We start from the raw sequence: 26,536 nt of genomic DNA, 5'->3' as shown, positions 1-26,536 counted from the left end.
CTCCACCCGGGATCGCATGCGCGCGGGGCATGGGCCGTCTCCTGCGGGAGCGCAGGTCTCGGCGTCCACGCGCGCCGTTGAATCCCTCCACGGCCGTGGAGTAACTCGCCATCGCGCCCGCGATCGCTCGCAACCGCGCGTGATCGCGCGCGAAGGTTCCCGCCATACGAGCGGCCCCCGCTGCGGGTCGTCGAGATTCTCGACGGCCGGCGCCGCTCGAGCGGGGAGCCGCGGCGAGGGGTGGACGCGGCGCCCCCGCAGTAACCCTGCGTAAACAATCCCGAACCGACGCTCCGGCCGCGCCCGCCGCGGCGATGGCCCGGCGCGTGCTCTAGCGACCAAGCGGGAAGGCCACCACCCCCGCAGGAATCGAAAGGAGCACGCCATGATGTTCGCCTTCGTGTTCGCGCTTTTCGGAGTCGCGGTGCTCGGAACCCTGAACCTCGTCGCCGCCCGCTAGGCGCCTCGAGCTGCCCGGAGACACCATGAGGATCGGACGCAGAGGGTTCTTCAAGATCGCCGCAGTGACGGCAGGGGCCGCGGGCGCCGCGTCGGCGTCGGCGGCCTTGCCGCACGCGGAGGGGACGGACACGCCAGGCGTGCTCGTCGACACGACCCTCTGCGTCGGCTGCCGCGCCTGCGAGGCCGCGTGTGCCGAGAAGAACGCGCTCCCGGCGCCGCCGGCGAGCGACGACGTGATGAAGCAGCGGCGCGACACCGCCCCCCAGGTCTTCACCGTCGTGAACCGCGCCGAGAAGGAGGACGGGACCGTCCGCTTCGCGAAGAAGCAGTGCATGCACTGCCTCGCGCCCGGGTGCGCGTCCGCGTGCCCGGTCCGGGCCATGGACAAGACGCCGGCCGGGCCGGTGGTCTACGACCCGTCGAAGTGCATGGGCTGCCGCTACTGCATGATCGCCTGCCCGTTCGACGTGCCGAAGTACGAGTACGACAGCTGGAAGCCGCGCGTCCGGAAGTGCGGGTTCTGCGCGGACCGCCAGGCGAAGGGGCTGAAGCCCGCGTGCACCGAGGTGTGCCCCTCCGGCGCGCTCACCTTCGGTCACCGGGCGGAGCTCATCGAGCTCGCGAAGACCCGCATCTACACGAACCCCGGCAAGTACGTGCCGCACGTCTTCGGCGAGCACGAGGCCGGCGGGACGAGCTGGCTGTACATCACCGACGTCGACCTCGAGAAGCTCGCGCTCCGCACCGACGTCCCGGAGAAGGACATCCCGAGCCTCGTGTCCGGCGCGCTGGGCGCCCCGCCGTTCGTGATGACCCTGTGGCCCCCGCTGCTGATGGGGCTCTACGCCTTCTCGCGCCGCCGCGACACGGTCGAGGGCGACGCGCAGGAGAACGCAAAGGAGGACCGCCATGGCTAGCGCGCAGGCCGGTGCCGCCGTCGCGGCGCACCCGTCGTTCGTCCGCGAGAAGATCCTGCTCGGCATGAGCGTGCGCGAGTACGTCCGCTCCTGCTGCACGCCCGCGAACGCGGTGGCCGCGGCCATCCTGGTCGTCGGCGTCCCGATCCTCGTCTACCGGTTCATCGCCGGTCTCGGCGCCACGACGGCCCTGTCCCAGACCGCCCCGTGGGGCCTCTGGATCGGGTTCGACATGATGACCGGGATCGCGCTCGCCGCGGGTGGGTTCACCATCGGCGCGACCGTCCAGCTCTTCGGGCTGAAGGCGTACCACCCGATCGAGCGGCCGGCGATCCTCACGGCCTTCCTCGGCTACGTGATGGCCGTCATCGGGCTGCTCGCCGACCTCGGCCGGCCGTGGAACATCGTCATGGCGATCTTCAACTACGGCACCGCGTCGGCGCTGTTCGAGGTCGCCTGGTGCGTCATGTGCTACACGACCGTGCTCCTCCTCGAGTTCACGGTCCCCGTGTTCGAGTGGCTCGGCTGGAAGAAGCTCCACTCGGTCATGCGCAACGCGCTCATCGGGCTCACGGTCCTGTCCGTGATGTTCTCGACGATGCACCAGAGCGCGCTCGGCTCGCTCTTCCTGCTCGCGCCGACGAAGCTCCACCCGCTCTGGTACACGCCGTACATCTTCGTCTTCTTCTTCATCTCCGCGATCATCGCGGGGATCTCGATGGTCATCGTCGAGTCGATGCTCTCGCACCGCGCGTTCCACTCCCAGGTCGCCGGGCAGCACGTCGACATCGACAAGCTGACGCTGGGGCTCGGGAAGGCGGGGGCGCTCGTGATGTTCGCCTACTTCTTCCTCAAGCTGCAGGGGGTCATCGACGGGCACGCCTGGGGCTACCTCGCCACCGGCTACGGGGCGTGGTTCCTCGTGGAGATCGTCGGGTTCGTCCTCGTCCCGGCGCTCCTCTTCGCCTACGGCTCGCGGAACGGCAACGTGACGCTCGTCCGGGTCGCCGCCGTGATGGGCGTCCTCTCCATCATCCTGAACCGCCTCAACGTCTCGATCGTCGCATTCAACTGGAACCAGCCGGTCCGCTACGTGCCGTCGGTGAGCGAGGTGATCGTCTCGATCACCCTCGTGACCATCGGCGTGCTGGCGTTCCGGTGGATCGTGAACCGCATGCCCATCCTCCGCGAAGACCCGCGCTTCGCGGAAGGGCATCACTGAGGGAGGACGCCATGGCTCATGACTTCCTGAGCATCTACCCGGCCAAGCTCCTCGAGTACGGCCTCGCCGTCGCCTACCTGCTCATGTTCATCCCGTTCTGGCGGTACGTGCAGGGCGGCCGCGCCAAGGAGGCGGTGGTCCCCGTCACCGCGCCGCGTCCCGTCGCCCGCCCCGCCGCCGTGCGCGCGGCACGGCCCACCGCCGGGTGGTTCCAGCTCCCCGCGGGCCTGCACCTGCACCCCGGCCACACCTGGGCGCGGCTCGAGAACGACGGGCTCATCGCGGTGGGCGTGGACGACTTCGCCCACAAGCTCGTCGGCCCGGCGCGCCTCGACCTCCCCGCCATCGGCGAGCGGGTCGCGCAGGGTGAGGCCGCCTTCGCGATGGGCGACTCGGACCGGACGGTCCCGCTCCTCTCCCCGATCGACGGCACGGTCGTCGCGGTGAACACGGCGATCCGGGACGGCAAGGACGGCCTCGAGGACCCGTACGGCGCGGGCTGGCTGTTCAAGGTGAAGGCGTCGCGCCTCGCCGCGAACCTCCGCCAGCTCCTCACGGACGGCCCCGCGCGCCACTTCCTCGAGGACGCGGGCGAGCGGCTCGCCCTGCGGATGAGCCCCGAGATCGCCCACGTGCTGCAGGACGGCGGCACGCCCATCCACGGCATCGCCCACGCGCTCGCCGGCGACGAGTGGGAGCGGCTCGCCCGCGAGCACTTCCTCACCTAGCGACGGAGACGGCCATGACGACGACGAAGCTCATGAGGATCGGCGCGGTGCTCGGGGCGCTCATCGCGGGCGGCGCGCTCGCCGAAGGCCTGCCGCGGCTGCCGCAGCCGCTGCAGCTCCCGCAGGGCGCGGACAGCCCGGGGGTGGTGACCTTCCGCCACGACAGCCACCTCGACGCGAAGAGGCCGGCTTGCGTGGAGTGCCACGCCGGGAGGTTCAGCATCCTCGGCCGGTCGGGGGAGCGCCCGGGCGCGAAGGTGACGCACGCGGCGATGGAGAAGGGAGAAGCCTGCGGCGCGTGCCACGGGAAGCAGGCGTTCGGGTTCGACGACTGCACCACCTGTCACGCGCAGTGAGTCGAGGGGCCCGCCCGCCCCGGTCGCGCGAGCGGAAGGGGCGGGCGGGGGTGGTGGCGGCCCGGGGGGGCGCGCGGCAGCCCCGGGGGGGGGAAGTGCCCCGGGCGTTGTTGTTGGGGGGCCCCCCCCCCCCGGGGGGGGGGGGGGTTGGGGGGGGGCGGGGGTGGTCGCGGCGCGGTGCGCCGCGAGGAAGCGAGGAGGGGGTCATGTCCGCGGTGCTCGAGGTCTTGCAGGCGGTCGGCGTGTTCCTCGGCGGGATCGTGGCGCGGTTCGGGGTCTTCCTCGCCATGATCGCGCTCTTCGCGGTCCCTGCCGTCGTGCTGGCGCTCGCGATGCGCGCCATCGAGAGGCGGCGCGAGCGGCGGCTCGGGCTGCGCAGCGTGTCCGGCGTGCTCTTCCGGCCGGGCCTCGTCTACGCGCCGGGCCACACCTGGCTCCAGCCGCGCATCGGCGGGGCCCTCGAGCTCGGCATCGACGGCCTCGCGCAGCGCCTGCTCCCCGCGGTGTCCTCGGTGGAGGTGCCGCGGGCAGGGACGCAGGTCGCGCGCGGCGAGACCATCGCGACGCTCTCGGGCGGAGGCCGCGAGGTGCGCGTCCGCGCGCCGATGCCGGGCGTCGTCGCGGGCGTGAACGCGGCGGTGGTGCGCGACCCCGCGCTCGTCAAGCGAGACGGCTACGGGCGCGGGTGGCTCGTCCGGATCTCCCCCGCGGATGGATCGTGGGCCTCGCTGCCGCGCGGCGAGGCTGCGGAGGGCTGGATGCGACGCGAGGCCGTGCGCTGGAACCGCTTCCTCGAGGACCAGCTCGGGTTCGCCGCGGCGGACGGAGGCGAGCTCGTCGCTCCTGCGCCGTGGCTCATCGGCGAGTCCGGCTGGCGCGCGCTCGCGACGGCCTTCCTCTCGGTGTGAGCTCCGCGATGGTGCGGCAATCAACCGCGGGCCGCATCTCTTTCGCGGACTCCCCGGGTAGGGTTCACGGTCCGGAAATGGCGCGACACGGTGCCGCACGTCTCTTCGGTCAGGGCGTGCGGCTTCTTGTCACGCCACTCGTCGCGCTCGGGGTGCTCGCCGCGGGCGCACTTTACGTGATTCTCCTGCCGGTATGCGGGATTGCGTCTACCGCGCAGGCGCTCGCCACCGCCGGCTGGCGCCACCTCCGTGCGACGCCCCCGTTCAGGCCGCGCTCTCGGGTGATGCAGCGTTGATTGCAGTCAAACCTCCCCCGCCGTCTCGTCGCATTTTGCGAGAATTGCGCAAAAGGCGGGGGAGGCGTGCGATCCCGGCGAGTTTTGCGTGAGGCGCGTCCGGGTGGACGTTTGTCGAATGTTGCTGGGTTTACGCGTGCTTAAGCGCTGAAACCCGTTGGACATCCCCCCGGATTCCCTGGTAGGAATCGCTCGTCCGTTTCGTGCAACGGATTGTGACGACTCCCTCCAGGGTGGGGCCAATGAAGAGATTTCTGCTGCCGCTCCTCGTCGCTTTCGCCGCATCCCCGGCCTGGGCCGGAATCCCGGCGGAGTCCGAGGACTGTCTGGGCTGCCACAGCGACCCGGACCAGACGTACGACCTGCCGAGTGGCGAGAAGCTGTCGCTCTACGTGAACCAGGAAGCGTTCGCCAAGTCGGTGCACGGCGAGATGCTCCGGTGCACCGAATGTCACACCGACAAGACGAGCGACCACGCGACCGGCGAGCTCAAGTTCAAGACGCGTCGCGAGGTCACCCGCGCGTATTACGAGCAGTGCAAGGGCTGCCACTTCGCCAACTACACGAAGACGCTCGACGGCGTGCACTTCGCCGTGATGGCGAAGGGCAACGACAAGGCCGCCCTGTGCGTCGACTGCCACGGCGCTCACGACATCTCCCGGCCCGGGCAGCCTCGGGCGCGCATCTCGCAGATGTGCTCGGGCTGCCACGGCAAGGAGGCCGCCATCTACGCGCGGAGCGTGCACGGCCGCCTGGCCGGCTCGAGCTCCGACGTGCCGGTCTGCACCGACTGTCACCGCGCGCACGACACGACGGATCCGCGCGACGGCGCGCTCGCGGCGCGGACCCCGGAGATCTGCGGCCGCTGCCACACCGACGAGAAGCTCATGAAGCGGTACGGCCTCTCGACGAAGGTCGTCGACACCTACCTCGCCGACTTCCACGGCATGGCCGCGAGCCTGCAGCAGGGCAAGAAGAAGGGCCCGGGCGTGCGCCTCGCCGCCGTCTGCACCGACTGCCACGGCGTGCACGACATCGAGAAGTCCGACAGCCCGAACTCCTCCGTGATGGCGGCGAACCTCCAGAAGACCTGCGCGAAGTGCCACGAGGGGGCGAGCGAGAGCTTCCCGAAGGCGTGGCTCTCGCACTACGAGCCGACGCCCGAGAAGGCGCCGATCGTCTGGGCGGTGCAGCTCTTCTACAAGCTGATGATCCCGTTCATGGTGGGCGGGCTCGTGCTCCAGATCGCGCTGCACCTCTGGCGCGTCGTGGTGAATCGATGAGCAACTACATCGTCCGTTTCAGCCTCAAGCAGCGGATCGAGCACTTCGTCACGATGACGACCTTCGCGGCGCTGTGCCTCACCGGCCTGCCGCAGAAGTTCTACACGACGGGGTGGGCGCACACGTTCGTCGACCTGTTCGGCGGCATCGACAACACGCGCTGGATCCACCGCTTCTTCGGGGTCGTGCTGGCCCTCTCCACGATCGTGCACTTCGCGAGCGGCATCGCGGCGATCCTGTCGCGCAAGATCGGCTTCTCGATGGTCCCGACCAAGCGGGACTTCGAGGACGCGATCCAGCAGCTGCGCTACTACCTGGGGATGACGGATCAGCACCCTCAGTACGATCGCTTCACGTACAAGGAGAAGTTCGAGTACTGGGGCCTCGTCGCCGGGAACGTGATCATGGTCGTCACCGGGTTCATGCTCTTCTTCCCGGTGAAGGCCGCGACGCTCATCCCTGGCCAGATCATCCCGGCCGCGAAGGTGGCCCACTCGAACGAGGGCCTCATGGCCTTCTTCGTCATCACCGTCTGGCACATCTTCAACGCGCACCTCAACCCGGACGTCTTCCCGTTCGACGCGTCGATCTTCACCGGCAAGGTGAGCAGGGAGCGCTACGTGCACGAGCATCCGCTCGAGCTCGCGCGCCTCGAGGGCGGGCTGCCGCCGGACGCGCACGGGCACGCCGGGCACGGGGATGCGCCGCCGGGGCACGGTGGAAAGCGCGTCGTGGGCTGACATCCTGGCGCAAGCCATCTTCCACACCCTCGTCGCCTCGCTGTTCGTCGAGGCGCTGGTGCGGAGCTGGGGCGTGCGCGAACCTCGCCAGCGGATGGCCCTACGCCTCACGGCGCTGGGCTATCCGCTGGTCCTGTTTCCGGCGCTCGTCGCGCTCTTCCCCTCCCGCGGGGAGGAGGGGTTCCGGGAGGACCTCGCGCTCTTCGACGCGCGGAGCTGGGAGACGGTTCGGCTCCTCGGCGTCGGCCTGTTCTGGTGGTGGCTCGCCGCCTTCGCGGCCGCGGGGGCGGGGCTGTTCCTCATGGACCTCTGGCCGGTGCTGCGCGGCCGCGGCCGCCGCGCGCCGGCGGGCGAGCTGCCCGATCCCGCCAGCGCGGCCGTCCTCGCCGCCGAGCTCCCGCGCGCCGCGGCGGCGCTCGGCGTCAGGGAGCCGCCGCTCGTCTTCCTCGGCCGCGACCTGCCGGTGCTCTTCTGCACCGGCGTCCGGCGTCCGGCCCTCGTCGTCTCCGGGGGGACGCTGTCCCGGCTCGATCGCGACGAGCTCGCAGCCGCGCTCGCCCACGAGCTCGCTCACGTGGCGGGTCGCGACCCGCTCAAGAGCTGGGTCCTCATGGGGCTCCGGGCGGTGATGTTCTGGAACCCGGCGTTCCAGGTGGTCTCTCGTGCGCTGGCGCGCGACGCGGAGTGGCTCGCGGACGAGCGCGGCGCCGCCGCGTGTGGCGACCGGCTGGCGCTCGCGAGCGGGCTGCTCAAGCTGCACCGCGCGACGGCCGGCGCGAGCGGGGTGCCGCGCTCGCTGCCCTTCGCCGCGGCGCTCGCCGAGCCGCTCGCGCGGGTCCGCTCGCACGACATCGAGGTCCGGTGCCGGCGGCTGCTCGACGGTGCGCCCGCCCGGCTCCCGTATGCTGGCGTCCGCGTGGCGCTCGCGGGCGGCGCCCTCGCGGCCCTGCTGTTCTTCGTGATATGACCGAGCGTACGGCCATGGGCGCGGTGCGGGCGAGCGGCGCGGGCGTGGAGATCGCCCGGATGCTGGTGACGCTCGCGTACGTGCTGGCGGGGACCGCGGCGGCGATCGTCGGCCTCGGCGCGCTGCCGCGCCTGCTCGCCGGCGACACCGGGCCGCACCGGGCCGCGTCGATCCAGGAGGCGGAGCGCCGCCTCGGCGCGCGCATCCTCCTCCCCGGCTACTACCCCGAGCGCCTGGCCTGGCCGCCCGCGGCGATCCACGTGGCGGGCGGGCGCCACGGCTCGGTGCGCCTCGCCTTCGCCGCACGCGACGGCGGGACCGGCCTCGAGCTCGTCGCCGCCACGGACGCCGGCGTGGACATCGCGCCCGCGCTCCTCTCGGATCGCACCGTGCTCGGCGCCCGTCCCACCGTCGTGGGCGGGCACCCCGCGACGCTCGCGTCGGTGCTCGTCGAGGGCGTGGCGTGGCAGGAGCTGTCGTGGTCGGTGAACGGCCGCGCGGTGGTGCTCCGGTCGCAGGGAGATCTCGACGAGCTCGTGCGGATCGCGCGGAGCCTGCACGGGGTGAGCGGGCGATGAGCACGACGAGCCACGCGGTCGGCGGGATCTCGCTGCGGACGCGGGTGTACCTGCTCATGGCGATCGGGATCTTCTTCCCGATCGTGCTCCTGGCGGCCGCCGGCCTCTACTGGATGCGCGGCTTCGACGAGCGCATCCTGGCGGGCCGCAACGCCGCGGCGACCGCGGTGGCCGCCCACTTCGACGAGGGGCTCACGGCCGACCTCGAGTCGCTGCAGCGGCTCGCCTCGGCGCTCTCGGCGGGGTTCGGCGACGCGGATCTCTCCGACGAGCGGCGCCTCGTCCGCACCGGCCACGAGTCCTTCCGGCACCGCGACACGATCTTCCTGCTCGACCGCGAGCAGAACGTGATCGCCGAGGAGCCGATCGGTGCGGTCACCGAGGTCCCGCTGGCCGCCCAGGCCCTGGTGGAGGAGGTGCTCGCGAGCGGCCGCCCGCGGCTGTCGGGGCTCGTCCTCGAGCCGCGCGGGCAGGTGATCCACGAGCTCGTCCCGGTGCGCAGCTGGAAGGGCGAGGTCGTCGGCGTCATGGGCGGGACCTTCCGGCCCGACCGGCGCGACTTCGGCCGCATGCTCCAGCATCTCCGCCGGGGCCGGACCGGCTTCGCGGATCTCCTCGACGCGGATGGCCACGTGATCGCCTCGAGCGAGCGCGGCCGGGCGGGGCGGGCGGCCGGATGCACGGGCGGCGTCCGAAAGCTGCTCGAGGCGCGCCGGACCACGTCCGTGAGCTGCCGGGAGTGCCACGAGGACGGGAGCACGCCCGCCACCAACGACGAGCTCATGACCTTCGCGCCGCTCGGGAGCGCGCCGTGGGCCGTCGTCGTGCGGCAGCCCATGGCCGAGGCGCTGCCGACCCAGGGCGCGGTGCCGTGGTACATCGTGGGCTTCGGGCTCTTCCTCCAGCTCGCGCTCGTGGGCACGTTCGCGTGGGGGGCCGCGCAGAGCGTCACGCGCCCGGTGGGCGTGCTCACCTTCGAGGCGGAGCGGATCGCCCGGGGCGAGCTCGGCTGGCCCATCCCGGATCTCGGCTCGGACGAGGTCGGCCGGCTCGGCCAGGCGCTGGAGCGGATGCGCGGGGCGCTGCGCGCGACGCTCGCGCAGGTGGCCGAGGTGAACGCGCAGCTCGAGCAGCGCGTGGAGGAGCGCACCCGCGAGCTGAACGACGCGCTCGGGCAGGTCCGCGAGCGCGACGCGGATCGTGGCCAGCTCCTGAGCAAGGTGATCACCGCGCAGGAGGACGAGCGGAAGCGGATCGCCCGGGAGCTGCACGACGAGACGACCCAGAGCCTCGCGGTGCTGGCCATGGGGCTCGAGGCCGCGCAGGACGCCATGCGCGCGGGAAAGACGCCGCGGCTCGACGAGGTGAAGGCGGTCGCGGTGCGCACGCTCGAGGACGTGCACCGGCTCATCCTCGACCTGCGGCCCTCGGTGCTCGACGACCTGGGCCTCTTCTCCGCCATCCGCTGGTACGCGGAGCGGAGCCTCGAGACGCGCGGGATCTCGGTCCGCTGCGAGTTCGGCGAGCTCGACCGCCGCCTGCCGCCCGAGCTGGAGACGGCGCTCTTCCGCATGTGCCAGGAGACGATGAGCAACGTCGCGCGCCACGCCCAGGCGACCGCGGTGCTCGTCCAGGTGGGCGTCGAGGGCGACCAGCTCCAGATCGAGATCGAGGACGACGGGCGCGGCTTCGACGTCGAGGCGGCGGCGCGGCGCGAGGGGCGCCGCCCGTGGGGGCTCCTCGGAATTCGTGAGCGAGCGGAGATCCTCGGGGGCTCGGCCCGGATAGACTCCGCGCCGGGGAAGGGGACGCGGGTGCAGGTGCGCGTCCCGCTGCCACCGGCCGAGCCGCCGCGGCCCGAGGGAGCGAGGGAAGGGCGGGGAGGAGTCGTCGCATGAGCAAGATCCGCGTCGTCATCGTGGACGATCACGCCATCCTGCGCGAGGGCATCCGCGCGCTCCTGCAGCTCCACCCGGACATCGAGGTGGTGGGCGAGGGCGCGAACGGGACGGAGGCCATCGCCGCGGTGGAGCGGCTCGATCCCGACGTCCTCCTCATGGACATCGCCATGCCCGGGCTGGGAGGCATCGAGGCCGCGCTCGAGATCCACAAGCTCGGCCGGCGCACGCGGATCCTCATCCTGTCGCAGTACGAGGATCGCGAGTACGTCCGCAGGCTCCTCAAGGCCGGCGTCGCGGGCTACGTCCTCAAGAAGTCGGCCGGCTCCGAGCTCGCGAACGCGATCCGCGCCGTGAACCGCGGCGGCCTCGTGCTCGATCCCGAGGTGGCGCGCACCGCCATGGCGGACGCCGGGCAGGCGACGACCGGCGGCGCCGCCGATCCCTACGAGGCGCTCACCGACCGCGAGAAGCAGGTCCTGAAGCTCGTCGCCGAGGGACGCAGCAACAAGGAGGTCGCCGACGTGCTCGGCATCAGCGTGAAGACCGCCATGAGCCACCGCGAGCACGTCATGGAGAAGCTCGCCGTGCACAATCGGACCGAGCTCGTGCGCTTCGCGCTGAAGCGGGGCGTCATCCGGGTGGACGAGTGACCGGCGGCCGCGTGGCCTCCGGGCGCCTGGCGCTTCGCCCCGGAGCCTGACGGTCCAGGGCATCCGGAGCCGCGATCGCCCGGCTCCGTCGCCCGCAGCGCTCCGCGCCTCGCGTCACCTCAAGGAGAGGCGCGTCCGGAGTCACGCGCGCCGCCGTCGGCGCGCAGGGCCATCAGCCGTTCGCGGGGCGCTTGCCAGGATGGTGCGAGCCGCGCCGCCGCCTCGTACTCCCGGGCGGCGTCCGGCGGCGAGTCGTCCTCGTACAGGAGGCCGAGGAAGTAGTGGGCGTCGGCGCTCTTCGGCTCCAGCTCGGCTGCCCTCCGCAGGACGGGCTCCGCGACGCCGCGCCTCCCCATCGCGAGCAGCACCTTCCCTGCGCCCACGTAGAAGGACGCGGTCCCTGGCTCGAGCGCGCTCGCGGCCTCGAACTGCTCGAGGGCGACGGGCAGCAGCTCCGGCGCGCGCTCCGAGACCGCGACCGTCATCAGAAGATTACCCAGTCGGTGAAACGCCCAGGCAGGACCGGTGGTCTCGAGGCGCCACGGGCCGACCTCGTGCACGATGCGCCGGCCGAGCGCGTGATCGGCGAGGTAGCGCGCGGTGGAGCGATAGCCCTCGAGCCGCTCGTCTCGCGTCCGCACCCCGTCGAGGAGCCGGGCCGCTTCATCCGGGTTGCCGAGCGCGATGAGCAGGCGCGCGCGCTCGACGAGGATGCCGGGCTCCGAAGCGGCCTGCAGCTGCTGGAGGTGGTCCCGGGCGGCCTCGGGATCGCCGCGCAGCCAGGCGGCGCGTGCAGCGCGCAGCCGTCCCTCCGGGCCGTCGAGCCGCGCCGCCGCCGACGCTCCGACCACGGGCGGAAGGGTCGCGCGCTGGAACGAGCGGAGCGAGCGATCGTTGTCCTCGTCGGTCGAGGCGTACATCGCGCGCGGCGCGGCGAACTCGAGCAGCGGGAGGTCGTCCGTGTTCAGGGACGCGCCCTCCGCGAAGCGGCGCGTGTCGTCCTCGGAGAGCACGAACTGCTGCAGCACGTCCTCGGGGTCGCCCCAGTACCGCGCCAGATCGGCGCGCGCGCCCGGCGATTGGGCGATCCGGCGCGCCGCCGCGTCCAGGTCGACCCGGAGCGGCTTCTTCCCGCCCACGAGCAGGTAGTCGCCTGCGCCGCCGCGCCACACGGTGACGTCCGGGAACACCTCCCGGAACGTCCGGACCACCATGCGGATCTCGCTCGGGAAGATCGCGTACGACTGGAGCCACTGCACCATGACGCCGTCGTCCGAGAGGTGCTCCCGTGCGACGCGGTAGAACTCGCGGGTGAAGAGGTTCGCCACCCCGGCGATCCACGGGTTCGAGGGCTCCGAGACGATGAGGTCGTAGGGCTGCGCCGCGGCGGCGAGGATGTGTCGCCCGTCTCCGGCGATCACCCGGAGCCGCGCATCGCCGAGCACGTCGTGATTCTCGCGCGCGAACAGCCTCGCGGCGTCGACGACCGCCGGCTCGAGCTCCGCGACGTCGATGGCGCGGAGCGGGTACTGCGCGAGCGCGCCGGCCGTGATGCCGCTGCCGAGCCCGATCACGAGCGCGCGGCTCGCGTCGGGCGCGAGCAGCGCGGGGAGGTGACCCAGCAGGAGCTGGGTCCTCATGTCGAGACCGTTCGTGCTCGCGTCGGTCTTGCCGTCCACCGAGAGGAACAGGTGCTCGCCGGTGCGCGTGACCGAGACGGTCGTGGTCAACCCCTCGGCATAGAACAGGAGCTCCTTGGAGGCGGACTTCTCGCGAGGCGACTGCGCCCCTGCGTCCTTGCCCAGGTGGCGGGCGGCGTAGATCGACACGCCGCTCGTCATGAGGAGCCGGTCCCAGCGCGGCACGGCGAACACGGCGATCGCGAACGCCGAGGCGGCCGCGAGCGCGGCCAGCCATCTCCTCGGCCGCGCGTCCAGGGCGAGCAGGAGGCCGAGGCCCGCGGCCAGGTTCGCGGCCGCGGCGGCCACCACCGTGCCGTGGATCCCGATCTGCGGCACGAGCACGAACCCGGCGCCGACCGAGCCGACGATGGTCCCGATGGTGTTCGCGCCGTAGACGCGCCCGACGTCGTCTCCCACGCTCGAGATCCCGCGCGTCAGCCCCGCGAGCACGAGCGGGAACGTCGCGCCGATCGCGGCGGAGGGCACGATCATGACGAGGAAGCTCGCGCCGAACTGCGCGAGGAGGGCGCTCTCGTGCGAGAGCCCCAGCCGCCCGAGGATCTGGAGGACGATCTGCGGCAGCATCCCGAGCACCGGGAGCGTCGCGACGGCCAGCGCCGCGACCGCGCACTCGAGGACGCCGAACGCGGTGAGCCGGAGACGCCACCGCCGGAGCGCCTGCGAGGCGGCGAACGCGCCGCCGGCGAGCCCGACGAGGAAGGTGGCGAGCATCGCGGTGAACGCATAGGTCGAGCTTCCGACCGCGAGGCAGAGGGCCCGCGTCCAGGCGACCTCGTAGGCCATGGAGGCCGCCCCGGAGATCCCGATGGCCGCGAGCGCGACCCGCGCGGCCACGCGGGAGGGGGCGGGCTCGTCTCCGGCGACCGGGGGCGCCTCGGACCTCGATGGCGCCTCGGATGGCGCCGGCACAGGAGGGCGACCGCGGCCGGTGCGCTCGAGCAGCAAGGCGGCGATCCCGACGCCCAGGTTGAGCGCCACGCCGATCCAGACCGTCGCGCGCAGGCCGAAGGTGGGGAGGAGGCCGAACCCGGTGGCGACCACCCCGAGCACGGCGCCCATCGTGTTCACGGCGTAGAGGAGGCCGACCCGGGATCCCGTCGTGCCGGACCGCTCGACCACTGCCCGGCTCAGGAACGGCAGCGTGGCGCCCATGACGGCGGTGGCGGGCACGAGCAGCAGGGCGGAGAGCGAGAACTGGAGCAGCGTCGCGCCGACCGGGCCGGGCTCCAGGACCCGGTGCGCGGCGATGTAGGCGGCGTCCGCCCCAGCGAACAGGAGCGGCGTGGTGAGGCAGTAGAGGCCGATGACGATCTCGGCGAGCCCGTAGACGAGCAGCGGCCTCCGCGAGCCGTCCGCGCGCTTCCCGAGGAGCAGGCTGCCGAGGGCGAGGCCGCCCATGTAGGCGGCGAGCACGGTCGTCACCGCGAAGACCGTGTGGCCGAACGTGAGGGAGAGGAGCCGGAACCAGACAACCTCGTACAGCAGCGCGGCGGCGCCGGAGGCGAAGAAGCACGCCGCCGCGACGCCCGTGGAGAGTCGTGTCTTCATTCCTGTCCCTCTGTCCGAAACGAAACGCCTAGGAACGCCTCCGCGCCCGTCTTTGTCAACCGTCGGGAAGCGCGCGCCGTTCCGCGCTCGGCACTGGAGGTGCGCGTGCGGGGGCGACCCTCGGAAGCGGGCGAGCGTGCGTGCCCGGCGCGGTGCGCGGTATCATGCGCTCCCTTCGAGCCAACGGGAGCGGCATGATCTCCGGGAAGCGCGTGTGCGTCGTGATGCCGGCCTACAACGCCGCGAAGACGTTGCGGCGCACGGTCGACGAGCTCGATCGCACGGTGGTGGACGACGTCATCCTCGTGGACGACGCGAGCCCGGACGAGACCGTGGCCGTCGCTCGCGAGCTCGGGCTCCACCACGTCGTGCACGCGAAGAACCGCGGGTACGGCGGCAACCAGAAGACGTGCTACGCGGAGGCGCTCGCGCGCGGCGCCGAGATCGTGGTGATGCTCCACCCCGACTACCAGTATTCGCCCGCGCTGGTCCCGGCGATGGCGGCGATGGTGGCGAGCGGGCACTTCGACTGCGTCCTCGGCTCCCGCATCCTGGGGGTCGGAGCGCTGCGCGGCGGCATGCCCCTGTGGAAGTACGTGGCGAACCGCTTCCTGACGTTCTTCGAGAACGTGCTGCTCGGCTACAAGCTCGCCGAGTACCACACCGGCTATCGCGCGTTCTCGCGCGAGCTCCTCGAGGCGCTGCCGCTGGAGGAGAACTCCGACGACTTCGTGTTCGACAACCAGTTCCTGGCGCAGGCGCTCTGGTTCGGGTTCGACATCGGCGAGATCTCGTGTCCGGCGCGCTACTTCGAGGAAGCCTCCTCCATCAACTTCCGGAGGAGCGTGAAGTACGGCTTCGGCGTGCTCGGCACGGCCATCGAGTTCCGCCTCGCGAAGATGGGGCTGCGCAGGTCCGCGCGGCTGTCGGACACGGGTCGCAAGCTCGCCGTGGTGCCGGCCCCTGCGGCGTCCCGCGGCGGCGCCGCGTGAGGTCTTCCGTCGCCATTTCGGACGGAGCGCCCGAGGCCGAGCACGAACCCGCCAGGACGGCCCCCGGCTCCGTCCTCGTCGCGGTCGCGGCGCTCTCCCTCGGCTTCGCGCTCGGCGTGTCGGACGGGAACTTCGATCCCTTCGCGCTGCTCCTCGTGACGGGGAGCGCGTTCGCGAGCGTCGCAGCCCTGGTCATGGAGCGCCGGCGCGACCGAGCGATCGGAGCCGGAGCTCCGGGGCGGGACTGGCGCGCTCGCGTCCTCTGCGGCGGCGTCCTGGCGAGCGTCGCGTTCGACGCGCTGCGCCAGCCCGGGATCTTCGTCCCTCCCGACACGCTCGGCTTCTTCCGGCCGGTGCTCGCGGTCGCGGGGGTGGCGGCGCTCACCTATCTGTGGACGGGGGCACCGGCGCTCGTGGCGCGGTTGCGGTTCCCGCTGCTCGTCGCCGCCGCGGCCGTGCTCGCCGGCTTCGTGATCCGCACCACGCCCGGTCCGCCGATCGACGTCTGGTTCTTCCAGCAGATGGGCTCGTTCGCGATGATGCAGGGAGTGGACCCGTACGCCGTCGCGTATCCGAACATCTACGGACCGTTCACCCCCTTCTATTCGCCGGAGGTGTTGAGCCCGGACCAGGCGTACGTGCTCGGGAATCCCTATCCCCCGCTGACGCTGCTCGTGGCGGTTCCCACGACGCTGCTCCACGCCGACGTGCGGTGGACGCACCTCGCGCTCGTGCTGTTCTCGGCCTGGGCCATTCGCCGGCTCGGCAGGGGCTCGCGTGTCGCCGAGCTGGCGGCGGTGTTCGTCCTCTTGCAGCCGAGGACCTTCTTCGTCCTCGAGCAGTCGTGGACCGAGCCCATCGTGCTGGCCTCGGCGCTGCTGGCGCTCGTCGTCGTCGACGCCACGTACCGACGCGACGGCGCCTCGGGAGAGGGCCCGCTCGGCCCCATCGTCACGGGGATCGCGGGGGCGTTGGCGCTGAGCAGCAAGCAGTACGCGCCCGTCCTGCTCGCACCGATCCTCCTCGCGTTGCCTCCGGCGCATCGGTGGAAGAGCGCGGCCACCGCGGTCGCCGGCGCGGCGCTCGTCATGCTGCCGTTCGTGCTGTGGGATGCGCCGGCGCTCTACCGGGGGGTCGTCGCCTTCCAGCTCCAGCAGCCGTTCCGCGCGGACTCGCTCTCCTGGCCCGCGGCCGTGGTGAGGATGGGAGGGCCGGTCCTCTCGCCATGGATCGCGCTCCCGGCCGCGGTCGCGGTGCTGGCGCTCGGCGTGGCGAGACGCGCGTCGCTGGAGCGGGCGGTGCTCACCGGCGCCGCGGCGTGGCTGGCGTTCTTGCTCTTCAGCAAGCAGGCGTTCTGCAACTACTACTGGCTGGTCGCCGGTCTCCTCTGCGCCGCCGTCGCGCTGCGCGCGGGGAGTGACTCCGGCTCGACGCGAATGCCCTGATTCCGCCCTCGTGCTGGAGCCAGTCGGCGCGAGCTTCGTGGCGAAGGGACCTCGACCTGACGCTGGGACGGAATGGGACGGGAAGCGGCACCTTCACCGTCACGTCTGGTGAGGTGGCGCTGTTCGAGTGCGCCGTGGACCGACGAACACGTCCTGCGTGAACGCGGCGCCGCGCGCCTCCGGACTAGCGAGCCTATCGCGGCCCGAGGGGCACGCCCGCCGCGATCGTCGCGAAGAAGGTCGCGCCCCCGACCTCCTGGCCGAGCGGGTGGCTGCGGGCCAGGTCTGCGACTCCCGTGAACGAGACGTCGATCGTCTCCACGAAGCGGTGCCGGACGGACCAGAGCACGCCGATGCGTGCACCCGCGGCAGGCAGCAGCGTCGCCGCCGGGCTCTCCACCACGTCGATCCCGCCGAGCCCGAGCGCGAACACGTCGACGCCCTCCTGAACGGAGAAGCACTTCCCTATCCCGAGGAGCCCGAGGCTCCTCGCCCGGCCGCCGCCGACCCGGTCGAAGCTGTGCGACAGGACCGCGTTCTCCTGGCGCGAGAGGAGGCGCACCGCGGGGCCGAACCCCGACCCGCCGGCGAGGCCGACCTCGAGCACGCGCCGGAGGGGCACGTTGAGGGGGTTCGTGGGGTCGGCGCTTGCCTCGCCCGTGATCCTCGCGACCGGCGTCGCACGCGCCGGCCCTGACGAGGTCGAGGCGACGCGCACCGTCGCCGGCGAGATCGTCCCCGGCGACGTCGAGGCGACGCGTGTCGCCGGCGAGGTCGCCGGCGCGGGCGAGGACGGGATCGTCGAGCGGTCCGGTGCAGCGCCCGAGGCCACCCCTGCGGCGGCGCCAGCCGCCGTCCCGCGATCTGCGCGCGCGCCCCCCACCGCCGGCGGGGCCGCGGCGTGCTCCGCCACGAGCGGCTTCTCCGCGGCGGCGGGGAGGGCGTGGCACCCCCGGCACGTGAGCGGGCCCGCCTGCTGCTCCTTGTGGCACCCGCGGCAGCGCTCGTGGGCGAGCTTGGGGGTGAACTCGATCTTCTGGATCGGTCCCTCGCCGTGGCAGCTCACGCAATGCGCCCTGCGCGCGAGGTGCGCGGGGTGGTCCACCGTGACCGTCCCGAAGGTGCGGGTCTTCAGCGAGATCTGCTGGGGCGCCGCAGGGAGCGCCTGCTCCGCGAGCTCGGGCACGAGCCGGGGTCCGGCGCCGAGCATCGCGACCCGCTGGGCGTCCGAGGGCGCGTCGAGCGCCGCGGCGGCGCCGACCGAGAGGAGCGCCGCGAGCGCGATGACGAGCAGCCCCCTGGGCATGGCGCGGCAAGGTACACGAACGTGCGGACCGAGACGAGAGAGCGGCCGCCGCGCCGGATCGTACTCAAACGCAGCGCCTCGCGAACGTCCGGCGATCGCGGGACGGGGCCGCGGCGCGCAGGGAGAGAGGCGACCTCACGTGCGCGGCTGGCGAGCCCGCTGCCGTCAGCCGGCGGCGCGACGGGTCCGTCGAGGCGCCTGGCGCCGCGTGCCGCCCCGGCGGACGGCACGCGGCGCTCGCCTCAATGACAGTTGAAGCAGGACGCGTCCCACGCCGGATTCACGTCCACGGCGCCGTTCAGGTGCAAGGCCGGGTTGGTGATGGCCGTGCCGGTCGCGTTGGCGTCCGCATGACACAGGTCGCAGTTGCTCCCGCCCCCGTGGGCACCCAGGTGCCACGAGCCCGTCTGCGGTGGGTTGCCGTGGCACGACCCGCATGTCGCCGGCCCGTCGCTCCAGCGCGGCGCCGCTCGCTTCCCGGCGTAAGGCACGCTGTAGTAGCCGTCGAAGAAGAAGTACGTGAAGGTGCCGGCGTAGTTGCCGTGACAGTACGTCGCGGCGCAGGTGCCGGCCGTGCGGTCCCAGCTCGGCGCGGCGCCGCCGGTCCGCGCCAGCCCGCCCCAGGTCACCGTCACCGTGGAGCCGTCCATGTGACCCGCGTCGAGCGCGTCGGCGGGCTTCACGTGACACTCCGTGCACGCGTAGGCGGCCGCCGTGGCGTTCGCGCTCACGTGCGCCGTGTGCGCCCCCACGCGAAGCGCGTCGGTCTCGTGCCCCCAGGTGCCGGAGGGCGGCGCGCCGGTCGCGTCCGCGACGCCGCCGTGGCACATGAGGCAGCTCGTGCGCCAGCCCGCGCCGTGGCAGGTCGCGCAGGACGTCGTGGCGGAGCCGCCCACGCCGTCGAGGTTCGTCCCGTGGCAGCCCTGGCACCCGGCTATCCCTGCGTTCGCCGAGTACGCGTGGAAGCCCGCGCTCGCGGTGTCCATCCATCCGGCCGGGTGGCCGCCCGACGCCTGCACGAGGCCGTCGAGGTGCTTGCCGCCGGCCGAAGGCGCGATGACGACGCCGCCCGCGTCCATGGTGTCCGGATGACAGGAGGCGCAGCGCGTGAGATCGGCGGCGACCGTCGGGTGCGGCGACGGAGGCGGCAGCCCGTGGCAGGTGCCGCAGGCGGCCTCGCCCAGGCCGACGCGGGTCCAGACGGGCGCGGTCTTCGTGCCGCCTCCCATCGTCCCTCCGTGACAGTAGACGCCGGAGCAGGTCGCGGTCGCGCGATCCCAGGACGGCGCCGCGTTGCGCGCCGTGGCGACGCCGCTGAACGTCAGCTCCGCCGTCCCGCCGTCCACGTGGCCGCCCGCGAGCGCGTCGGCAGGCTTCACGTGGCAGACGCCGCAGTCGTAGGCGGGCGCGATGGCGCTCCCGGCGCCGTGGATGGTGTGGGCGCCCACCCGGACGGTGTCGGCCGCGTTCCCCCACGTCGCCTTCGGCGGCGCGCCCGACGCGGTCTCCGTCCCGCCGTGGCACATGACGCAGCTCACCTTCCAGCTCGCGATGCCGGCGGGCAGCCCGACGTCGTGGCACGTCGCGCACGCCGAGCGCGCGGCCCCGCCGGCGAGGTCGGCGCCATGGCAGTCCTGGCACGCGCCGAGCCCGGCGTTCGCCTGGAACGCGTGGAAGCCGGGGCTCGTCTTGTCCGACCACGCCGTGTCGTGCGCGACGAGCGCGACCGTGCCGCCGAGGTGGTTGCCGAGCGTGTGGCAGCGCTGGCAGTCGGTCCGGGTCGCGTTCGCGGCCACCGCGGGGTGACCGGCGGGGAGCGAGGTCGTCGCGTGGCAGTCGACGCAGGCGAGCGGGCCGGGCGCGTCCCAGGCCACCGACTTCGCCGGCCCGCCCTTCGGGAAGTGGCAGGCGACCGTGCAGGTCGTGGCGGTCGTCGCGGTGTGCAGCGCGATCGTGCCGCCCGCGGTCGTGGTGCCCCCCGGGAACGTGTAAGGCACCTCGAACCCGAACGTCGCGCCCGTCGGGTGACAGGTCGCGCACGCGAACATGTTGAGGTGCCGCGCGTGGACGCTCGTCTCGGGGCAGCTCGTGCCCGACGAGAGCGCGGACGCGTGGGCCGCGCGCGGGCGGAGCGCCGACGCCGACGCAGGCTCGGGCGTGGCTGGCGATCCACCCCGACCGCACGCGCCGAGCGCGACGAGCGCCGCCGCCGCGAGCGCGAGACCCCGCGCTGAACGGAACTCATCCCACCCACGCCTGCGCTTCATGGCGGCCCCTTCGTGGCGCTCCGGAAGCTCTCTCCCGACACGGCTCGGCATCGCGTCCACCCTCGGCATCGACGTCACCATGTCTCGCTCCCGTGGCAGCTCAGGCTGGAGCACGACCGCGTCGAGGCGTTCCAGGTTCCGGTCACGGTACGGCCGCTGTAAGTGCCGCCGAGCTTGACGTTGTCCGCGCCGTTCACGTGGAGCGTCTTGTCCACGAACCCGTTCGACGCGTTCACCACCGCGTTGTGGCAGTTCGTGCAGGGCACGCTCCTGCTCTGGTGCGTCGAGTGCCGGCCGGTGCTCGGCGGGTTGCCGTGGCAGGACGTGCAGCCGACCTGCGTCGTGCTCGTCCACGCCACGGTCGCGCCCGAGCCGGAGTTCACGCCGCCCGAGAAGCGGCCGTGGCAGTACGTCGAGGCGCAGGTCGCGCTCGTCGCGCTCGTCCGTGTGTAGGTCGCCGGCGCGCCGCCCGTCTTGGCGAGCGTGCCGAGGACGACCTCGGCGATCCCGTTGCCGTCCACGTGGGCGGTGTCGGTCCGGACGCTCGCGGTGCGCGCCGGGTGGCACTGCACGCAGGTGAGCGGCGCGGAGATGGTCGTCGTCGCGTGCGCCTCGTGGACGCCCACGCTCACGTTCGTCGTGACGGTCCGGCCCTGGATGTCCACCGGCGGGTTCTGGCGGCCCGTGGTCGTGCTGCCGTGGCAGAACGTGCAGCTCGTGTCCCACGTCGCGAAGCCGGCGCTCGTGTGGCAGGTGCCGCACGAGGTGCTCGCGCCGAGGTCGCCGTGGCAGCTCTTGCAGCCCGCGAGGCCGGTGAGGTTCGCCTGGTAGCCGTGCTGCGCCTTGTCGGCCCAGCCGGGCGCGTGCGGCGAGGCCTGCGCCTCGACGATCCCGTTCACGTGCGTCGCGAGGTTGACGCTCGTCTGCGTGTAGCCCTCGTGGCAGCTCCCGCACGCGGTGTTCGCGCTGTGCGGCGCCGGCGGCGGCGCGCCGTGGCAGGTGCCGCAGGCGGCCTCGGTTCCGTTCACCGTGGTCCAGGACGGCGCGTTGAGCAGGTCCCCGCCGACGAACTGACCGTGGCAGTAGCTCGAGGAGCAGGTGGCCGTGACCGGATCCCAGGCGGGAGCCGCGCCTCCTGTCTTGGCGAGCGTGCCGAAGGCGAGCTGCACCGCGGCGTCGGCGTGGCTCATCGCCGTCGGGACCACGTGGCACTCGGAGCAGGCGATCGGGTTCGAGTAAGCGCCGCCGGCGAGGTGCTGCTGGTGGGCGCCGACCGCGAGGGACGTCGTGAGAGTCTCGCCATCCGTGCCCACCGGCGGAGCCGCGTTCTGCGCGGAGCCGTGGCACGACGTGCAGGAGAGCGGGACCACGTCGAGCGTCCCGTTCACGTGCGTCGCGAGGTTCACGGTCGTGGCCGTGTAGCCGGTGTGGCAGTTGCCGCAGCTCGGGTTCGAGCTGTGCGGCGCGGGCGGCGGCGCGCCGTGGCAGGCGCCGCACGCGGCCTGCGTGCCGTCCACCGCAGTCCACAGCGGCGTGGTGTTCGAGCCGCCTGCCGCGAGCGTCGCGCCGTGGCAGTAGTTCGTGCAGGTGAGGGCCGTCGTGTCGAACGACGTCACCGCGCCACCGGCCGACGCGAGCGGACCCCAGGCGAGCTGGGCCACGCCGTCCTTGTGGTTCATGCCCGTCGGCACCACGTGGCACTCGGCGCAGGCGACCGGGTTCGCGATCGCCCCGCCGGCGAGGTGCTGCTGGTGCGCGCCGACCGCGCGCGCCGTCGTCGCCGTCTCGCCCGCCGTGCCCTGCGGCGGCGCGGCGTTCGAGGCGTTGCCGTGGCAGGAGTTGCAGGCCATGGCGCTGATCTCGACCGTGCCGTTCACGTGCTGCGCGAGGTTCACGCTCGTCGCGGTGTAGCCCTCGTGGCAGCCGCCGCAGCTCGTGTTCTGGGTGTGCGGCAGCGGCGGCGGTGCGCCGTGGCAGGTGCCGCAGGCGGCCTCGGCCGCGCCGCCCGTCCAGGTGGGTGCGTGGCTCGTGCCGCCCGCCCCGAGCGTCGCGCCGTGGCAGTAGGTGGAGGCGCAGGAGACGGCGACCGGATCGAACACCGGCGCGGCGCCCTTCAGCGTCGCGCGCCCGCCGAAGGCGATCAGGACGGCGCCGTTCGCGTGATCCATCGCGGTGGGCACCGGGTGGCACTCCGAGCAGGCGGCGGGCCCGGCGAGCGTGCCGGCGGCCGGGCTCACGTGGGCGAGGTGCGCGCCCACGGCGCGGGTGGTCGGCTCGGTCTCACCGCGCGTCCCGAACGGCGGCGCCGACTTCACGTTCGCGTCTGCGCCCGCGGGAGCTTGCCGGGCCTGATCGCCGTGGCAGGTCTGGCAGCCGTAGGTGCCCACGCCGCCGCCGCCCACCTGGACGTAGCCGTCGTTGTGCGTGCCGTCCGGCACCACCTGGTTGCTCGAATTGACCGTGGTCGGGTGGCAGCCGTAGCAGTTCGAGTCCGCGGGGTGCGTGCCGCCCTTGCGCGTGGCCGTCGGGGGGAAGCCGTGGCAGCTCTGGCAGCCCTGGCCGGAGATGTCGAGCGTACCGTTGTTGTGGGTGTCCGTGAGGACGCCCGACGGCAGCATGCTCGGGTGGCAGCTCTGGCAGGCCGTGTCCTGCGGGTGCGGCGCCGCCGGCGGGAAGCCGTGGCAGTTCGCGCAGTTCGGCGTCACCGGGGAGGGCGTGCCCCAGCGCTGGTAGCCGTGGCAGCCGGTGTTCGAGCAGGTGTGCGTGGTCCGGTCGTAGAACGCGAACGGCACGTCCGCGACGCTGTTCATGTGCGTCGCCGTGTTCGTGGTCGTCGTCGAGTAGCCGGTCCCGTGGCAGCGGCTGCACGCGTACTCGCTGTGCTCGAAGTGCTCGCCGGACGCGGGCGGCACGCCGTGGCACTGGTTGCAGCTCTGCCGCGCGGCCTGGCCGGTGCGGCCCCAGTACTCGCTCCCGTGGCAGCCGATGTTGTTGCACGTGCGGCGCACCGGGTCCCAGCCGGAGAGCGTCACGTCCTGGCGAGCGTTCCGGTGGAGGACCGGGTTCTCGCTCGTCGTCGTGTAGCCCGCGTGGCACCGGTCGCAGGTGATGCGCTCGTGGAGGTGCTCGAGGTGCTCACCCGTCATCGGCGGGATGTCGTGGCAGCTGTTGCAGCCGCTCGGGAAGTCCGAGACCCCGTTCACGTGCGTCGCCTTGCGGACGCTCGTCGAGGTGTAGCCCGGGTGGCAGCGGATGCAGTCGGAGTCCTGCGGGTGCGGCGCCGGCGGCGGCGCGCCGTGGCAGGTCGTGCAGGTCACGGGCGCCGGGTTCGTCCAGTTCGGGCTGTGGTCCGTGCCGCCGCGGCCGAGCGTCGAGCCGTGGCAGTAGGTGTTCGAGCAGGTCTGGCCGTCGAAGGTGGGCGTCGCGCCGTCCATCGTGGCGAGGCTGCCGAACGTGACCTGCGCGACCCCGTTCGCGTGATCGAACGTGGTCGGGACGGCGTGGCAGTAGCGGCACTTGTTCGGGATGGAGAGCCCGTTGCCGCGGTTCACGTGCGCCTGGTGCTGGCCGACCGAGCGCGAGGTGGAGAGCGTCTCGCCGCGCGAGCCGTACGGCGGCGCCGCGATGGCGAGCGGGTCCGCCTGCATGACGAGCACGCGCGAGTTGTCGCCGTGGCAGGAGGAGCAGGTGAGGTTCGTGGCCTCCACCACGCCGTTCACGTGCTTCGTGAGATCGACGCTGGTGATCGTGTAGCCCGGGTGGCAGTTGTCGCAGATCTGCGTGCGCGGGTGCGGCGGGGGCGGAGGCGTGAGGTGGCAGGTGCCGCAGGCCGTCTGCGCCGTGCCGCCCGTCCAGACCGGCGCCTGGTTCGTGCCGCCGCCGCGGAGGAGCGCGCCGTGGCACCAGGTGGAGGAGCAGGTGAGGGTCTGCGGGTCCCAGATCGCCGCCGCGCCGTCGGTCCTGGAGAGGGTGCCGAAGGTGATCTCCGGTGTGCCGTTGGCGTGGTCCATCGAGGCCGGCACGACGTGGCACTCCGCGCAGTCCATCGGGCCGCGGAGCGGGCCGCCCGCGAGGTGCTTCTGGTGCGCGCCGACCGCCCGCTGCGTCTCGAGCGTCTCCCCGTGGGTGCCGGCCGGCGGCGCCGCGTTCGTCGCGGAGCCGTGGCAGGAGTTGCAGGACAGCGCCACCTCGACCGTGCCGTTCACGTGCGTCGCGAGGGCGACGGAGCTCGCCGTGTAGCCGGGGTGGCAGCCCCCGCAGGCCGCGTTCGCCGGGTGGGGCGCGGGAGGCGGCGCGCCGTGGCAGGTCCCGCAGGCCGCCTGCGTCCCGTTCACCGTCGTCCAGGAGGGTGCGTTGAGCGGGTTACCGCCCACGAACTGGCCGTGACAGTACGTCGAGGAGCAGGTCGCGGTCGTGCGATCCCACTGCGGGATTGCGCCGTTCTTCGCCGCGAGGGCGCCCCAGGCGAGCCCCACCCCGCCGTCGGCGTGATCCATCGCCGCCGGCACGAGGTGGCACTCCCCGCAGGCGATCGGGTTCGAGACGAGCCCGCCGGCGAGGTGCTGCTGGTGGGCGCCCACCGCGAGGTCCGTGGTGGCCGTCTCTCCGCGCGTGCCGTAAGGCGGCGCGGCGTTCTGCACCGAGCCGTGGCACGAGGTGCAGGTCATGCTCTTCACGTCGAGCGCGCCGTCGAGGTGCGTCGCGAGGTTGACCGACGTCGCGGTGTAGCCGACGTGGCAGAGCTCGCACGCGGGGTTCTGCGTGTGCGGCGCCGGCGGGGGCGCGCCGTGGCAGCTGCCGCAGGTGACCTGCGTGCCGTCCACCTTGGTCCAGAGCGGCGTCGTGCTCGCGCCGCCGGCGGCGAGCGTCTGGCCATGGCAGTAGTTGGCGCAGGTGAGGGCCACCGGGTCGAAGCCCGGGACCGCGCCGCGCGCGGAGGCGAGGGGACCCCAGGCGAGCTGCACGGGCCCGTCGGCGTGGCTCGTCGCGGTGGGGACGACGTGGCACTCCGCGCAGGCGATCGGGCTCGCGATGGGGCTGCCGGCGAGGTGCATCTGGTGCGCGCCCACCGCGCGCTGCGAGGTGAGCGTCTCACCGCGGGTGCCGCGCGGCGGGGCCGCGTTCGCCGCGGAGCCGTGGCAGGAGGTGCAGGTGACGGTCGCGTCGACCTTGCCGTCCACGTGGAGGGCCGCGTTCACCGTCGCCGCCCCGTAGCCGCTGTGGCACTCGCCGCAGGCGGGGTTCTGCACGTGCGGCGGGGGCGGCGGGGCGCCGTGGCACGCCGAGCACGCGCGCTGCGAGCCGTCGGTGACCGTCCAGATGGGAGTGCGGCTCGCGCCGCCGGCGAGCGTCGCGCCGTGGCAGTAGGTGTTCGCGCAGGTCGCCTGCGCGCGGTCCCACGTGGGCGTCAGGATCACGCCCTGCACGGCGAGGCCGGTGAACGCCACGGTCGCCGTGGTCGCGTCCGCGTGGCCCGCGGAGAGCGCATCCGCGGGGACGGGGTGGCAGATCGCGCAGCCCACCGGGCCCGCGAGCGCGTGCGCCGCGGCGACGTGAGAGGTGTGCGTCCCGATGCGGACCGCGTCCGAGGCATTCCCCCACGTCGCCTTCGGCGGCGCGCCGGTCGTCCCGTCCGTGCCGCCGTGACACAGCGTGCAGGTCGTCTTCCAGGAAGCGCCATGGCACTGCGCGCAGGACACCGTGACCGAGCCGCCGACGCCGTCCAGGTTTGCCCCGTGGCAGGGCTTGCAGCTCGCGAGGTCGCGGTTGGCAGAGGCGGCGTGGAACTCGGGGCTCGCCTGGTCCATCCAGGTGACGCCGTGACCATCCGGCGAGCGGGTGCCGCACGGGTGGCAGGCCTCGCAGCTGAAGCCCTTCGAGGCGTAGAGCTCGTGGGCGGGCGATCCCGCGCCGGCGACGAGCGCCGCGGACTGGGCGCGCGGCGCCGCGCGGTCCGCGGGGCGCTGTGCGCCGGAGTCGCCGCAGGCAACGGAGAGGAGGAGCGTGAGGGCCGCCGCGAGCGGCGGGAGCGAACGAGGCGCGCGTGCGCGGCCGGAGGGCTGGCGCAGCGCGGGGCGCGACGCGCGAGTGCGTCGGGTCGTGTCGGGCACGGCGACCTCTCCCTCACGCGCCGGGGGAGATCTCGGCGTCGTGAAACTGACCACACGTGGAAAGGCCGACCCTACTGAACGGGAGTGAACCCAGAGTTGACCGCGGTCACACGGTCAGTGCGGCCATGCGTCGCATGGCTGGGCGAGCACGACTCCC

The 26,536-nt window shown here is 73.1% G+C and carries 17 protein-coding genes; 13 read left to right on the top strand and 4 right to left on the bottom strand.

Translation table 11 applies throughout. From position 1 onward, the window contains the following. Positions 1-485 precede the first annotated feature (485 nt). The 11 genes from MLV88_RS00550 (at position 486) to MLV88_RS00500 (ending at position 11,008) form a co-directional block, all read left to right on the top strand. Positions 486-1,379 (top strand): 4Fe-4S dicluster domain-containing protein, encoded by an 894-nt coding sequence (locus tag MLV88_RS00550; protein WP_242352504.1) that lies wholly within the window; start codon positions 486-488, stop codon positions 1,377-1,379. Further along, positions 1,372-2,601 carry an NrfD/PsrC family molybdoenzyme membrane anchor subunit gene (gene nrfD, locus MLV88_RS00545; protein WP_242352502.1) on the top strand — a complete coding sequence of 410 codons (1,230 nt, stop codon included), beginning with the start codon at positions 1,372-1,374 and terminating at the stop codon, positions 2,599-2,601. Before MLV88_RS00550 ends, nrfD begins: the two co-directional genes overlap by 8 nt. 11 nt (positions 2,602-2,612) lie before the next feature. Further along, on the top strand, positions 2,613-3,329 hold the full coding sequence (locus tag MLV88_RS00540; protein WP_242352500.1) for a glycine cleavage system protein H: 717 nt from the start codon (positions 2,613-2,615) through the stop codon (positions 3,327-3,329). A gap of 14 nt (positions 3,330-3,343) precedes the next feature. After that, positions 3,344-3,685 (top strand): c(7)-type cytochrome triheme domain-containing protein, encoded by a 342-nt coding sequence (locus tag MLV88_RS00535; protein ID WP_242360186.1) that lies wholly within the window; start codon positions 3,344-3,346, stop codon positions 3,683-3,685. 206 nt (positions 3,686-3,891) lie between these two features. Then, positions 3,892-4,593, top strand: coding sequence for a glycine cleavage system protein H (locus tag MLV88_RS00530; RefSeq protein ID WP_242352498.1), 702 nt, complete (start codon positions 3,892-3,894; stop codon positions 4,591-4,593). A 538-nt stretch (positions 4,594-5,131) separates the two neighbouring features. Then, entirely contained in the window at positions 5,132-6,172 is a 1,041-nt protein-coding gene (locus tag MLV88_RS00525; protein ID WP_242352496.1) for a cytochrome c3 family protein, read from the top strand. After that, complete coding sequence (locus tag MLV88_RS00520; RefSeq protein ID WP_242337888.1) at positions 6,169-6,912, top strand: formate dehydrogenase subunit gamma; 744 nt, start codon at positions 6,169-6,171, stop codon at positions 6,910-6,912. Before MLV88_RS00525 ends, MLV88_RS00520 begins: the two co-directional genes overlap by 4 nt. Then, the gene (locus MLV88_RS00515) at positions 6,890-7,879 is read left to right on the top strand and encodes a M56 family metallopeptidase (protein WP_242352494.1); all 990 of its coding nucleotides are present in this window, start codon (positions 6,890-6,892) and stop codon (positions 7,877-7,879) included. Before MLV88_RS00520 ends, MLV88_RS00515 begins: the two co-directional genes overlap by 23 nt. Continuing rightward, on the top strand, positions 7,876-8,457 hold the full coding sequence (locus MLV88_RS00510) for a hypothetical protein (RefSeq protein WP_242352492.1): 582 nt from the start codon (positions 7,876-7,878) through the stop codon (positions 8,455-8,457). Before MLV88_RS00515 ends, MLV88_RS00510 begins: the two co-directional genes overlap by 4 nt. Further along, entirely contained in the window at positions 8,454-10,355 is a 1,902-nt protein-coding gene (locus tag MLV88_RS00505; protein WP_242352490.1) for a sensor histidine kinase, read from the top strand. Before MLV88_RS00510 ends, MLV88_RS00505 begins: the two co-directional genes overlap by 4 nt. After that, positions 10,352-11,008, top strand: coding sequence for a response regulator (locus MLV88_RS00500; RefSeq protein WP_242352488.1), 657 nt, complete (start codon positions 10,352-10,354; stop codon positions 11,006-11,008). Before MLV88_RS00505 ends, MLV88_RS00500 begins: the two co-directional genes overlap by 4 nt. A gap of 119 nt (positions 11,009-11,127) precedes the next feature. Here MLV88_RS00500 and MLV88_RS00495 read toward each other — a convergent pair whose 3' ends face one another. Beyond that, a complete protein-coding gene (locus MLV88_RS00495; RefSeq protein WP_242352486.1) occupies positions 11,128-14,259 on the bottom strand; it encodes a fused MFS/spermidine synthase in 3,132 nt (1,043 codons plus the stop codon). Positions 14,260-14,453: 194 nt separating this feature from the next. On the opposite strand from MLV88_RS00495, the gene MLV88_RS00490 reads away from it, so the two are divergent. Both MLV88_RS00490 and MLV88_RS00485 read left to right on the top strand, forming a co-directional pair. Further along, positions 14,454-15,251: a glycosyltransferase family 2 protein gene (locus MLV88_RS00490; RefSeq protein ID WP_242352484.1), complete on the top strand. Its 798-nt coding sequence runs from the start codon at positions 14,454-14,456 to the stop codon at positions 15,249-15,251. Beyond that, a complete protein-coding gene (locus tag MLV88_RS00485; RefSeq protein ID WP_242352482.1) occupies positions 15,248-16,696 on the top strand; it encodes a hypothetical protein in 1,449 nt (482 codons plus the stop codon). The genes MLV88_RS00490 and MLV88_RS00485 overlap by 4 nt, the downstream gene beginning before the upstream one ends. Before the next feature lie 193 nt (positions 16,697-16,889). Here the strand turns inward: MLV88_RS00485 and MLV88_RS00480 are convergent, their stop codons facing one another. From MLV88_RS00480 to MLV88_RS00470, 3 genes are all read right to left on the bottom strand, one after another. Further along, a complete protein-coding gene (locus MLV88_RS00480; RefSeq protein WP_243336556.1) occupies positions 16,890-18,002 on the bottom strand; it encodes a cytochrome c3 family protein in 1,113 nt (370 codons plus the stop codon). 242 nt (positions 18,003-18,244) lie between these two features. Further along, positions 18,245-20,269 (bottom strand): CxxxxCH/CxxCH domain c-type cytochrome, encoded by a 2,025-nt coding sequence (locus tag MLV88_RS00475; protein ID WP_242352478.1) that lies wholly within the window; start codon positions 20,267-20,269, stop codon positions 18,245-18,247. Between the two features lie 74 nt (positions 20,270-20,343). Then, positions 20,344-26,379 carry a CxxxxCH/CxxCH domain c-type cytochrome gene (locus tag MLV88_RS00470; protein WP_242352477.1) on the bottom strand — a complete coding sequence of 2,012 codons (6,036 nt, stop codon included), beginning with the start codon at positions 26,377-26,379 and terminating at the stop codon, positions 20,344-20,346. Positions 26,380-26,536: the final 157 nt, after the last annotated feature.

Origin of the sequence: Anaeromyxobacter soli (genome assembly GCF_022808855.1) — a bacterium.
GTDB classification, from domain to species: domain Bacteria; phylum Myxococcota; class Myxococcia; order Myxococcales; family Anaeromyxobacteraceae; genus Anaeromyxobacter; species Anaeromyxobacter soli.
Note: the sequence above shows the minus strand (reverse complement) of the source record. Positions and strands in the feature narration are given on the sequence as shown.